The organism is Arthrobacter sp. H35-D1, from assembly GCF_030063185.1.
Taxonomy (GTDB): Bacteria; Actinomycetota; Actinomycetes; order Actinomycetales; family Micrococcaceae; genus Specibacter.
This window is the reverse complement of the sequence record NZ_JASISP010000002.1, coordinates 205,607-217,855: the sequence shown is the minus strand read 5'-3', so window position 1 is coordinate 217,855 and position 12,249 is coordinate 205,607. Positions and strand designations below refer to the sequence as shown.

Here is a 12,249-nt window from a genome sequence, read left to right as displayed (position 1 = left end):
AGGACGTGGGGCTTAGTCGAAGACGACTGTTCTGTGTCCGTCGAGCAGGACGCGGTGTTCGGCATGCCATTGCACGGCCTGGGCCAGCGTGCGCGCCTCGACGGCGCGGCCCATGGAGACGAACTTCTCCACCGAGTGCCCGTGGTCCACGCGGATCACTTCCTGCTCAATGATGGGACCTTCATCCAGTGCCGCCGTCACGTAGTGGGCCGTGGCACCGATGATCTTCACCCCGCGGGCATGGGCCTGGTGATACGGCTTGGCGCCCTTGAAGGAGGGAAGGAAGGAATGGTGGATGTTGATGGCCTTGCCGGCCAAGTGGTTGCACAGGTCGTCGGAGAGGACCTGCATGTAGCGGGCCAGGACAACGAGCTCGACGTCGAGCTCTGCCACCAGCTCCAAAAGTTGCCCCTCGGCCTCGGCCTTGGTGTCGGCTGTGACGGGGATGTAGTGGAAAGGGATGCCGTAAAAATCGGCCAAGGGCTCAAGATCGCGGTGGTTGGAGACGATCGCCGGGATGTCCACCGGCAGGGTGCCTGAGCGCTGCTGAAACAAAATGTCGTTCAGGCAGTGGGCTGCCTTGGAAGCCATGATCAAGGTGCGCACCGGCGCCCCGGCATGGTGCAGCGCCCAGTTGAATTCGAAGTCTCCCGCGATTGCGTCAACGTGCTCGCGGAGGAGGCTGAACGACGTCGTGGTTTCCACGGCGACCCGCATGAAAAACGTGCCGGTGTCGGGATTGCCGTACTGCTGGGAGTCGGTGATGTTGCAGCCGGACTCAAGCAGCGCCGCCGAGACGGCGTGGACTATGCCGGGGCGGTCGGCGCAGGAAAGTGTCAGCACGTATCCGTGCGAAACGGCCGGATCGGACACGGCAGGGGAACTCAGCTCATTCACCCTTTCAAGGTTACCGCCCAATTGGGGCCCTGTACTACACTGGAGGAGTTGCGACTGGCGATGAGGTGGGACACCACCGGGGAGCAGCACGAGCGAAGACCTTCACGATCGTACGCCTGGGACGCGAGGTCACGTAAAGCCAATGCGCGCATTGGCCGTGCAGGAGTTCCGCCGTCATACCCATTCCACGGACCCAAAACCCGAGGAACGTTGCAGGCGTGGTCCCCTTCGAATGCGGCCATAAACGGATTGGCGATAATCTTTTCAAGAAGAGTTTTTTTCGTGCCGCCACCCAGGAGTCTGTAGTGTCTTTTACCACCACCTCGTCCGTGACCAACGCCCCGCTCTCGGAGCTTGACCCGGAAATCGCCGCCGTCCTGAAGGATGAGCTTGGCCGCCAGCGCGACACGCTGGAAATGATCGCCTCGGAGAACTTCGCCCCTCGCGCCGTCCTGGAAGCCCAGGGCTCGGTGCTGACCAACAAGTATGCCGAAGGCTACCCGGGCCGCCGCTACTACGGTGGTTGCGAATACGTGGACGTGGCCGAGAACCTGGCCATCGAGCGCGTCAAGGACCTCTTCGACGCCGAATACGCCAACGTCCAGCCGCACTCCGGCGCACAGGCCAACGCCGCAGCGCTCGCAGCCATGATCAAGCCCGGCGATAAGATCATGGGCCTGTCCTTGGCCCATGGTGGCCACCTGACCCACGGGATGAAGCTGAACTTTTCCGGCAAGCTGTACGAGGTCGCTGCCTACGAAGTTGAGCCCGATACGTTCCGCATCGACATGGACAAGCTGCGCGCTCAGGCCATCGCCGAGAAGCCCCAGGTCATCATCGCCGGCTGGTCCGCTTACCCGCGCCAGCTGGACTTCGCAGCGTTCCGTTCCATCGCCGACGAAGTGGGAGCACTGCTCTGGACGGATATGGCGCACTTCGCGGGCTTGGTTGCAGCAGGTCTGCACCCGTCCCCGGTGCCGTACTCCGACGTCGTCACTTCCACGGTTCACAAGACCCTTTCCGGTCCGCGCTCGGGAGTCATCCTGGCCAAGAAGGAATGGGCCAAGAAGCTCAACTCCGCAGTGTTCCCGGGACAGCAGGGCGGCCCGCTCATGCACGTCATCGCTGCGAAGGCCGTGGCCTTCAAGGTTGCTGCAGGCGAAGAATTCAAGGAACGCCAGCAGCGCGTGTTGGAAGGTGCGAAGATCCTTGCCGAGCGTTTGAACGCTCCTGATGTTGCCGAAGCAGGCGTGTCAGTGCTGACCGGCGGCACCGATGTGCACCTGGTCCTCGTTGACCTGCGCAACTCCAAGCTGGACGGACAGCAGGCCGAAGACCTTCTGCACAGCGTTGGCATCACCGTCAACCGCAACGCCGTCCCGTTCGACCCGCGCCCCCCGATGGTCACCTCCGGCCTGCGCATCGGCACCCCGGCACTGGCAACCCGCGGCTTTGGTGCCCCGGAGTTCACCGAAGTTGCCGAAATCATCGCCGCGACGCTGAAGGGTGGCGCCGACGTGGACGCACTAAGCGCTCGTGTCAAGGCCCTGACCGCCAACTTCCCGCTCTACCCCGGCCAGGAAGAATGGTAAAAATGTCCACAGCTCAAATCCTTGATGGCAAGGCCACCGCCGCTGCCATCAAAGCCGAACTGACCGTACGCGTGGCAGCCCTCGCTGCCCGCGGTGTCACGCCGGGCCTGGGCACCATCCTGGTCGGCTCGGATCCGGGCTCCCAGTGGTACGTGGGCGGAAAGCACAAGGACTGTGCCGAGGTCGGCATCAAGTCCATCCGCATCGACCTGCCGGAGTCGGCCACCCAGGATGAAGTCCTGGCCGCCGTCCGCCAGCTCAACGAGGATCCCTCCTGCACGGGCTACATCGTCCAGCTTCCCCTGCCGGGACACATTGACCAGGACGTGGTGCTTGAAGCCATCGACCCGGACAAGGATGCCGACGGACTGCACCCGATGAACCTGGGCCGCCTGGTGGCCAATGTGAACCGCCCCATGACGTCCCCGTTGCCGTGCACACCCAAGGGTTGCATCGTGTTGTTGGAGCGCCACGGAATTTCACTGGCCGGCAAGCGCGTGCTGGTGGTTGGCCGCGGCGTGACGATCGGCCGGCCCATGGGCCTGCTGCTCACCCGACGCGACATCAACGCCACCGTGGTGCTGGCCCACACCGGCACGAAGGACCTGGCCGCTGAACTGCGCCAGGCTGACGTGGTGATTGCTGCCGCCGGCGTGCCACACATGATCAAGGCCGCGGACTTGTTGCCCGGAGCCATTGTCCTGGACGTCGGCGTCAGCCGCGTGGACAACGGCAGTGGAAAAGCTGTTGTCACCGGGGACGTGGAGCCTGCAGCCGCCGAGGTGGCCAGCTGGATCTCCCCGAACCCGGGAGGTGTGGGCCCCATGACCCGGGCCATGCTGCTGGCCAACGTGGTGGAGGCTTCCGAGCGCGCCGCAGCCTAGCTGCTGCTTTTGAGCACGCACCACCCGCGTCGGGGTGGCCGACGGCGGAACTCTGGTTCCGCCGTCGGCCGCCCCGTTGCATGGTGGGGCAAGGAAATTACCAGTACATGATCGAGGTGTGCCCGGACAATCCGGCCCAGTACAAGCGCAGCCGCGCCACATATCTGCGGTCCTTGAACAGTTTCACCTTGCAGGAGGTGTTGCGGTCTTGCCCGCTGTCGTCGTCGGCCGCCAGATGGCGCAACTCGCCGTCCACCTCCTCAAACAGCACCAGCACGGTGTCCGCCAGGCCAAAGGTGGACAGCTGGTATTCACGGGTTTCCTCCGGAACAACGGTGAAGTTCGCCTGCTCGCCGGGCTTTAGCGAGAGCGGAACCGAACAGAACGCCGTCAGGAACCGTTCTGCCGTGGTCAGTGCAGGATAGAACCGGACGGCCCATTCCTTGTCGTCGTCGGAGAGCCCGCCTGGAGGGGTCAGTCCTTGCCGGTACCGTGCCGGCTCCTTGATGAGTCCGGCCGGGAACCTGTACTCCATGACCGAATCCGGGTCCCAATCAGACCCCTCGACCTCTTGCGGGCTGAGCTTTTGCAGCACGTTGTGGAAAGTCTGTTGCCGGGACCAGTTGTTGGGGGAGCCGGCAAAGTAGCTGTACACCTTTGGCTCGTCCCACTCAATCCCGGCGAAGGGGTTTTGGTGTTCGTGCGGCATGCCCAGCGTGTGCCCGATCTCATGCAGGGCGGTGGAGCGGCCGTAGTCGTCAGTGAGGTCCCAGCCAAAGTTCATGGTGGGATTGGTGCTGGCAATCCCCAACACATCGCGGCCAATGTAGGACCAGGCGCCGTCCGACTGGTCAAAGGCGATCCTGACCTCGGCTTCGCTCCGGGCGGTCGCTTCCACGAAGTCCAGCCCCAGACCCAACGACTTCCAGTGCGAGAAGGCATCCCTGACCGCCTGCTTTTGCGGTTCGGGGCCCTCGAAGAACCAGTATCGCAGCACAGTTCCGTTGACCCATTGGGCATCCATTTGGCGCACCAGCCGGGCCCGCTGATCAGGGATGCCCGTGGGGAAATGCCGTGGCGGGCGCGGTTCGGCCTTGCAAACAGGGCGGTTGTCCAAGAATTCCATGATGGTCCTCCTTGACCACTGAGGCACGGCTGGCGAAGAACGGCGGCCGTGCGATCCACGGGATGAAAGCAACACCTGCGTGCAACACGTTGTGTGCAAGCTGTCTCCTCAGGCTACCCCCGTGCACCGACAAACACCCCAGCGGACTTTTCACGCGGCTGCCACAGCTCTGCGCCAGTGCTAGTTTTGCCGGCGGTGTTGAAAGAGTGCCGCCTGCACGCGCGACTCCAAGCCCAGTTTCGCCAGTACTCGCGAGACGTGCGTCTTGACCGTGGCCTCCGAAATGCCCAGCTGCCTGCCGATGGAATAGTTGCTCAGACCGTCCCCCAACGCCTCAAAAACCTCCCGTTCCCGCATGGTCAAGGTCTCCAGCTCCGACCTGGGATGCCGGTCCGTCTCGTGTCCGGGGGTGAGGGCTGCGGCGACGATCCGGGCCGTGACCTCCGGGGAGATGACCTGCCGGCCGGCGTCCACACTGCAGATCGCATCGGTGATCGCTGCCGGTTGGGCACTTTTGAGCAGGAACCCGACCGCTCCGGCACGCAGAGCCCCGAACAAGTAGGAATCGTGGTCGAAGGTGGTCAGCACCAGCACTTTCGAGAGTCCTTCGGCGCAGATGACTTTCGTTGCCTCCACACCGTCCAGCACGGGCATTCTCAGATCCATGAGGACAACGTCCGGCTCCAGTGCCCGCGCCATGCCGACGGCGCTGGCACCGTCAGCGGCTTCGCCCACCACTTCCATGTCTTCGGCCGTGTCCACGACCATGCGCATGCCAAGCCTGATGGCAGCGTGGTCATCGACCAACAGGACAGTGATGCGACGTTTGATGGACTCATTGGCCGCATTGGGCTCGAAGCCGTGGGTCACGGGGTCGGGGGAAACGCTCATGCTTGACCTTCTTCGTGGCTGTTGATGGCAGGGGTGCCTGCAGGCTGCGTCGGTGTGTCTGCGAGCGGTGTTTCTGCGAGCGGTGTGGCTGCCTGCGGGGCAGGGATGGGCAACCGGAGCACCACCTTCCACAGGCCGGCAACGGGCTGGGCCGTGAGGGTTCCGCCAGCATGGGCGGCACGAAAATGCATGCTAGGAATGCCTGTGCCGGTACTGCTTGGCGGCATGAGCTGCGTGGAATCCTGGCCTGGAGCAGGGACCGCGGACGTTTTTTGTCCAGTGTGCGGGAGGGGATTGGACACGGCCAGGACAACGCTTGGGGAAATCTCCGGTGCTCCGGGACCGGCGCAGGAGACGGATTCGGCAGCAAGCACTACGTCCACCGCCTGGCCGGGGGCGTGCTTGGCAGCATTGGCCACTGCTTCGGCAGCGACGCGGTAAACGGCAGCCTGGAGCGGCAGCTTCAAGGACTCCCCGGCGTCGTCCAAGGAATTTGAGTACCGCAGCTCCATTCCGGTATTGCGGTACTGCCTGAGTAATCCGTGCAGGTCACTGAGTTGCCCGCCCGCTTCCGCCAGAACACCGGTGTGGAGGAGCCGGATCATGCTGTTGAGTTCCTCCAAACCGGCGACACTCTCGTCCCGGATCTGGTGCAGCAGCGCAGCACCGGAGGAAATTGTGCCGGGGGGAACAGGGCCGGTGAGAGTTGAAGACGGGTTGGCAGACATGTGCAGGGCAGCGCCTGACTGCAGGGCAGCGCCTGACTGCAGGGCGATGGCGGAGAGCCGGGCGGAGACGACGTCGTGAAGTTCGCGGGCCATGTGCTGGCGTTCGCGTTCCAGGGCGAGGTCGTGGGCACTGCGTTCCGCGAGCAGGCGCTGCTCGGCCGCGTCCTGGAGCGCATCCGCCCGGGCAGACTCGCTGTCGGCCAGGAGGTTGGCCTTGCGCAGGTTCCCGGCCCACTCCACGGGGGTCAGCAGCGTGACAACGGCAATGAGGGCCGCTGCGATGGTGGTGGACGCGCTTTGGGAAACGATAAAGGCAGCCAGCACCAGCACAACTGTCAAGATCCAGGCGGCGCGGGCCGACAGTTGGGATGCCCGGGGTGTTGCGAAGAGGACAAGTGAAAAGAAGAACTCAAAGGCAAGCACGAACGCACCGGCATGACCAGCCAGCGCCAATCCAATGACGGCAAGGCCACACATCCAGGCCATGGCCGTGGGAAAGACGCGTCGGAGCAGGACCCCGGCACAGCCCAGCAAGGCAAGCGCGGCCCAGGCCGAGGCGAGGGCGGGCACCCGCAGATCGCCGGTGGCGGAGAGATTGACAGCGTCAAGCAACCAGAAGGCGGCGAAATAGCCGCCGGCCAGGGCCATGTCCTCCACTTTGATGTTCACCATGCGGCGCACTGAAAGTTGCAGGTATCCCCGGCGAAGGCGGCCGAACGCCGGCGTCGCTGCGGCCGGAGCCGTGAGTTCGTCCATTGGCCCATCTTCCGCTGCGGTGTTGCCCGCAGGCAAGCCGGTGCCCCTGATCTGCAACTAAGGGATGAGCCCTCCATGGCCCGGATGGCCGACGCCGAAAACCGGCAGAATGGCCAAGCTGGGTTCATGACAATCGTAATTTACGTTCAATTGACGGTCCTGGCGCTCATCGACAGCACAAGCATTGGGACCCTGCTGATCCCGCTGTGGCTGCTGATGCGCCCGGATGCGAAGCGGTTGGCTCCGCGAATTCTGCTGTTCCTGGGCGTTTTGGCAGGCTTCTACCTATTGTTGGGAGCGGCTGTGCTCAGCGGCGCGGGCTGGGCCCTTGGTGGTTTGGGGGCCGGCTCATTGACACGCATCCCTGCCATCCAATGGGGCATGGCCATTGGTGGTGGCGCCATGCTGGCGTACGCGTTGCTCGCCGATTTGGGGAAGAAGCGCTCAAAGCAAGCGGCTGTCGCAGCCGCTCCTGCAGCAGGGGCCGGGTCCACCTCCGGCCACCCCGACGCCCCTGCCCCTGATACTGCCCGTGCCACGGCCCCTGCCGCTGCTACTGCCCCTGCACCGGCTCCCGGCGAGCAACGGTGGCAGGCGCGCCTGGGGACGGCACTGCGCAGTCCCGGCGGCATTGTGGTGCTGGCGCTGCTGGCGGGGTTGCTGGAGCTTCCCACCATGCTGCCCTATTTGGCGGCGATTGGCTTTCTGACAAGTTCGACGTTGCCGGTTTCGGCCCAGCTGCTTGTCCTGTGCGTCTATTGCCTGGTCATGCTCATTCCCGCACTGGTGCTGCTGGTCCTGCGCCTGGTCCTTGGCGAGAGACTGGATGCCGTCCTGCAACGCCTCGGCGCCAAGGTGGGCAAATTCTCGGCGGGGACGTTGCCGTGGGTGGTGGGAATTCTCGGGTTCCTGCTGTTGCGTTCGGGGCTTTCGCTGCTGGCACCGATGGCTCCCTGGAACCCCTCCAAGTAGGGCAGGGCGGGCGTCCAGCCCCGGCTCGTTCGCCTTTGGTGGAAGCAGGTCCCGGGGTGCCCCGGGATTTGAGAGAATGGATGCATGACTTCTCTTGGAACCGGCAAAATGTCCAAACCCGGCAAATTCACTGGCATGGGCACGATTGTGCTGGCCCTAGTTTTCTTGGTGGCGCTGGTGTTTGCCGCCAACAACAGCACGGTGCTGGGTTGGGTTATTGCCGTCATCGCCTTCGGCTGGCTGGTCCTGTCCACGGTGGTGTACATCGGCGTGCACAAGGCCGCCGCCTTTGGTGCCCGGCAGGTGCACCTGGCGCAGGCGCAGATGGCACAACAGAACAGTGCCAATGCCCCGTCCGACGGCGGCACCCGCCTCGTGTCGCAGGAGTCCGGTTCGCGCTCGGCCGAGAAGGCGCGCGAACTCAAGCTGGACCACTCCTTTAAAATCATCAACGTCCAGACGGGAGTGGTGCGCGAATACCTGGGCAAGGATGCGGACATGGTGGCCCGGGCCTTGGACACCATTGACATTACCGCCGCCAACGGACGCGGCATGATCAACCCCAACTGGGAAGCCCAGGAAGCCAAGATGGATGCTGCCATGGCCAAGAAGAACGCCGAGCGCCAAGCAGCCGCCGGGCAAAAGACGGACGGCAAGGGAACTGGCGAGGATCCGGTCAGCGGAGTCATCATAGACTGATTGCCCTACGTCAACTGTCGCAGCTTCGCTGCAGTCAAGGCAGCGAAACGCATGCGCGGAAAACGGAATCGCCAGCCGCTGCAGGTAAGGTGGATCAGGTGAGCAAAGGTATTCAAAACGGTCGGTTGAGGATCGCAAGCGTCAATGTCAATGGCATTCGTGCCGCCTACAGAAACGGCATGGGTCCGTGGCTGGCGGAGCGGGACGTGGACATTCTGTGTCTGCAGGAAGTGCGGGCGCCCGACGCCATTGTGGAGGGCTTCCTCGGCGAGGACTGGCACCTGCTCCATGCCGAGGCTGAAGCCAAGGGCCGGGCAGGGGTGCTGATCGCCACCCGCAAGGACGTGCTGGAGCCCACGGCGACCCGCGTTGGCATCGGCGACGACTACTTCGCCACCACCGGGCGCTGGGTTGAAGCCGACTACGCACTGACGGCGTCCGACGGCACACCCACCACGCTGAGCGTTGTCAGCGCCTATGTGCATTCAGGCGAGGTGGGCACCCCCAAGCAGGATGACAAGTTCCGTTTCCTTGACACCATGATTGGCCGACTGCCGGAACTGGCAGCAGGAAGCGACCACGCCTTGGTGGTGGGCGATCTCAACGTGGGCCACACGACGTTGGACATCAAGAACTGGAAGGGCAACGTCAAGCGAGCGGGCTTCCTGCCCGAAGAGCGAGCCTACTTTGACAGGTTCCTGGGCGAGGAGATCGGCTACAAGGACGTGGCCCGCGAACTCGCCGGCGAAGTGGACGGGCCCTACACGTGGTGGTCCAACCGCGGACAGGCTTTCACCAACGACACCGGCTGGCGCATCGACTACCACATGGCCACGCCCGCTCTCGCGGAAAAAGCGGTGACATCGGTGGTGGATCGGGCCGAATCCTACGAAACCCGATTCTCCGACCATGCCCCGCTGGTCGTTGACTACAAGTTCTAAAGGACCCACGCTTACATGAGTGAAATCTCCGCACGCCCCCGCGTGCTGTCGGGCATGCAGCCCTCCGGCGATTCCCTGCACCTGGGGAACTACCTGGGCGCCCTGGTCAACTGGGTGAAAAACCAGGAAAACTACGACACCCTGTTTTTCATCCCGGACATGCATGCCATCACAGTGGCACAGGATCCCGCCGAACTGCGGGCCCGCACCCGCAAAACGGCCGCCCAGTACATTGCCGGCGGCATCGACGTGGAAAAGTCCACGTTGTTCGTCCAGTCGCATGTGCCCGAGCACGCCCAGCTGGCCTGGGTGCTGAACTGCATCACCGGCTTTGGCGAAGCCTCGCGCATGACCCAGTTCAAGGACAAGTCGGCCAAGGGCGGTGCCGAGATGGCCAGCGTCGGACTTTTCACCTACCCCGTGCTGATGGCTGCGGACATCCTGTTGTACCGCCCCGAGGGCGTGCCCGTCGGAGACGACCAGCGCCAACACGTGGAATTGGCCCGCGACCTGGCCACGCGCTTCAACCACCGCTTCGGCGAAACGTTTGTGGTGCCGGAGGCCTTCATCCAGAAGGAGGGCGCCAGGATTTACGACCTGCAAAATCCGACGGCGAAGATGTCCAAGTCCGCTTCGGGCCCCAACGGGTTGATCAACATTCTTGACGAGCCCAAGGTGACAGCCAAGCGCATCAAGTCGGCCGTGACCGACACTGACACCGTCATTGCGCACGACCGGGCGGCCAAGCCCGGCGTGACGAACCTGTTGGAAATCCTCTCAACCCTGACGGACAAGCCGATGGACAAGCTGGTGGCCGAGTACGAAGGCAAAATGTACGGGCACCTGAAAGTGGATGTGGCCGACGCCGTGGTGGAACGCCTTGAACCGATCCGCCGGCGCACCCTTGAACTGCTCGATGATCCGGGCGAACTTGATTCCCTGCTGGCCCGCGGTGCACAGAAGGCCCGGGACATCGCGTCGCCCACCCTGGCCGATGTGTACGCCAAGGTGGGCTTCCTGCCACCTCTCGGCGCGGTCGGCTAGCCATGCCCGGCATCGCTCGGAGACGGGCCCCCGACGCTCCGCAGGAGTACAACCTGGGCGTCATTATTTCGCTGCCACCCGAACTCGCTGCCGAACTCAGCGCGCGGCGGGTGTCCTACTCAGGGCCGGATGCCGCCGTCGTTCCTCCCCACATCACGCTGGTTTCCGGGCGGGCGTGCCGCTCATGGGAGGACGCGGCTGCGCATGTGCGCAAGGTCGCCGCAGCGGCGGAACCGTTCATGCTCTCATTGCGCGGGACGGGAACGTTCGAGCCACTTTCGCCGGTGATTTACTTGAACGTGGGTGCCGGGGCACAAGCATGCACCACACTGCACGAACAACTGGTGACAGGGCCGCTGGAGCACTTGCCGGCGTTTGATTTTCATCCCCATTTGACCATTGCACACGACCTTGACGAGCACGTCATGTCCCGAGCCAAGAATGAAATGGCCGGGTTCCAGGCGGAGTTCGAGGTGCGAAGCGTTGGGCTTTTTGATCAAGTGTCCGGCGGGTGGGTACTGCGAGAGGAGCTGAATCTTGGCGAAGGGCGAAAGAACTGAGTCCGTGCCCGTGCGCGGTCAGTTTCTTGGGTTCGCTGCTCCCGGCGTGAGCGCCAAGCGGCCCATGGCCGCCTCGGCAAAGCCTCCGCCCAGTCCGCTTGACCACAGGGCGCTGAGAGCGTGGTCCGAGGCCAAACACGCGGCCTTCATCGACACGCGCAAGCAGGGAAAGTTCCTGGCGCAGGCGGCCGCCTTGATGCAGTGGACCCTGGCGTGGGCTGCAACCACGTTCCCGCTGCGGGTATGGAATGTATATATCCGGCGCCGCGGACCGCTGCTGGCTGCTGGCAACGCTTACCTGATGTTCTTCTCCGTCGGTGCCATGTTGGTTGCCGGTTTCGCCATTTTTGGCATCGTGGCTTCGGACAACGACGCGCTGCGCGATGCCGTCATCGACCTTGTAGCAGACAGTACCCCCGGCCTGATCAACACCGGACAGGGGGGCTTGGTCACACCGGAACAGCTGCTCGGCACAGGAAGCTTCGGTGCGACCCTGGTGATCTCGTTGATTGCCCTGCTGTTTACGGCCATGGGATGGATCAACGGCTTGCGCGAGGGCATCCGGTCGTTGGTGGGACTGGCCCGTGACAGGACCAATCCGGTGCTGTCGAAGCTCAGGGATGCTTTCACCTTGCTCGTGCTGGCCGTTGCGCTGGTGCTGACAAGCGCCCTGGGCCTGCTGAGCAGTGCCGCCATGGACACCATCAACAACTTCCTTGGTTGGGGAACTTTCCTGACAAGCGCCACGGCACAAATAAGTTCTGTGCTGTTGATGTTTATTTTGGACGTTGCCGTGTCCATCATCATGTTCAGCATCGCCGCCCGCGTTCGCATGCGGGGCAAGGTGCTTTTCCTTGCCGCCGTGTTTTCCGGGGCGGGCGCCACCGTGCTGCGTTTCTTCAGCGCCATGCTCCTGAGTGGAATCACCAACAACAAACTGTTGGCTCCTTTTGCGGTGATCCTGGGCTTGTTTGTTTGGTTCTACCTGCTCAGCCAGGTGTATTTGCTCTCCGCAGCGATTGGGGCTGTCAGGTCCGCGGATCTGCGCCCCCGTCCCGCCCGCCATTGAGGTTGGCGACCCAAGCAAATCTGTGCTGCAGTTGTTGGACGAAAAACACAGAAAATCCATGGTTTCGGTCCAATAACTGCACCACAGATT

General features: G+C 63.5%; 12 protein-coding genes and 1 riboswitch. Of the genes, 8 read left to right on the top strand and 4 right to left on the bottom strand.

From position 1 onward, the window contains the following. Positions 1-12: 12 nt before the first annotated feature. Positions 13-897 carry a formyltetrahydrofolate deformylase gene (gene purU / locus QMG25_RS04375; protein WP_502866346.1) on the bottom strand — a complete coding sequence of 295 codons (885 nt, stop codon included), beginning with the start codon at positions 895-897 and terminating at the stop codon, positions 13-15. A 40-nt stretch (positions 898-937) separates the two neighbouring features. After that, positions 938-1,026: riboswitch (ZMP/ZTP riboswitch) on the top strand. A 176-nt stretch (positions 1,027-1,202) separates the two neighbouring features. Between purU and glyA the strand changes: the two genes are divergently transcribed. Together glyA and QMG25_RS04365 are read left to right on the top strand one after the other, a co-directional pair. Continuing rightward, the gene (glyA, locus tag QMG25_RS04370) at positions 1,203-2,489 is read left to right on the top strand and encodes a serine hydroxymethyltransferase (protein ID WP_283457580.1); all 1,287 of its coding nucleotides are present in this window, start codon (positions 1,203-1,205) and stop codon (positions 2,487-2,489) included. Positions 2,490-2,491: 2 nt separating this feature from the next. Continuing rightward, positions 2,492-3,373: a bifunctional methylenetetrahydrofolate dehydrogenase/methenyltetrahydrofolate cyclohydrolase gene (locus tag QMG25_RS04365; RefSeq protein ID WP_502866345.1), complete on the top strand. Its 882-nt coding sequence runs from the start codon at positions 2,492-2,494 to the stop codon at positions 3,371-3,373. Positions 3,374-3,470: 97 nt separating this feature from the next. Here QMG25_RS04365 and QMG25_RS04360 read toward each other — a convergent pair whose 3' ends face one another. The 3 genes from QMG25_RS04360 to QMG25_RS04350 form a co-directional block, all read right to left on the bottom strand. Continuing rightward, positions 3,471-4,499, bottom strand: coding sequence for a M12 family metallopeptidase (locus QMG25_RS04360; RefSeq protein ID WP_283457574.1), 1,029 nt, complete (start codon positions 4,497-4,499; stop codon positions 3,471-3,473). 180 nt (positions 4,500-4,679) lie between these two features. Continuing rightward, a complete protein-coding gene (locus QMG25_RS04355) occupies positions 4,680-5,390 on the bottom strand; it encodes a response regulator (RefSeq protein ID WP_283457572.1) in 711 nt (236 codons plus the stop codon). Next, complete coding sequence (locus tag QMG25_RS04350; RefSeq protein WP_283457570.1) at positions 5,387-6,874, bottom strand: sensor histidine kinase; 1,488 nt, start codon at positions 6,872-6,874, stop codon at positions 5,387-5,389. Before QMG25_RS04350 ends, QMG25_RS04355 begins: the two co-directional genes overlap by 4 nt. Before the next feature lie 126 nt (positions 6,875-7,000). Between QMG25_RS04350 and QMG25_RS04345 the strand changes: the two genes are divergently transcribed. From QMG25_RS04345 to QMG25_RS04320, 6 genes are all read left to right on the top strand, one after another. Continuing rightward, complete coding sequence (locus QMG25_RS04345) at positions 7,001-7,846, top strand: GAP family protein (RefSeq protein WP_283457568.1); 846 nt, start codon at positions 7,001-7,003, stop codon at positions 7,844-7,846. 84 nt (positions 7,847-7,930) lie between these two features. Then, entirely contained in the window at positions 7,931-8,545 is a 615-nt protein-coding gene (locus QMG25_RS04340) for a hypothetical protein (RefSeq protein WP_283457566.1), read from the top strand. 98 nt (positions 8,546-8,643) lie between these two features. Next, complete coding sequence (locus tag QMG25_RS04335; RefSeq protein WP_502866344.1) at positions 8,644-9,486, top strand: exodeoxyribonuclease III; 843 nt, start codon at positions 8,644-8,646, stop codon at positions 9,484-9,486. 15 nt (positions 9,487-9,501) lie between these two features. Next, on the top strand, positions 9,502-10,530 hold the full coding sequence (trpS, locus tag QMG25_RS04330) for a tryptophan--tRNA ligase (protein ID WP_283457564.1): 1,029 nt from the start codon (positions 9,502-9,504) through the stop codon (positions 10,528-10,530). A 2-nt stretch (positions 10,531-10,532) separates the two neighbouring features. Beyond that, the gene (locus QMG25_RS04325) at positions 10,533-11,090 is read left to right on the top strand and encodes a 2'-5' RNA ligase family protein (RefSeq protein WP_283457562.1); all 558 of its coding nucleotides are present in this window, start codon (positions 10,533-10,535) and stop codon (positions 11,088-11,090) included. Continuing rightward, the gene (locus tag QMG25_RS04320; RefSeq protein WP_283457560.1) at positions 11,068-12,159 is read left to right on the top strand and encodes a YihY/virulence factor BrkB family protein; all 1,092 of its coding nucleotides are present in this window, start codon (positions 11,068-11,070) and stop codon (positions 12,157-12,159) included. The genes QMG25_RS04325 and QMG25_RS04320 overlap by 23 nt, the downstream gene beginning before the upstream one ends. Positions 12,160-12,249: the final 90 nt, after the last annotated feature.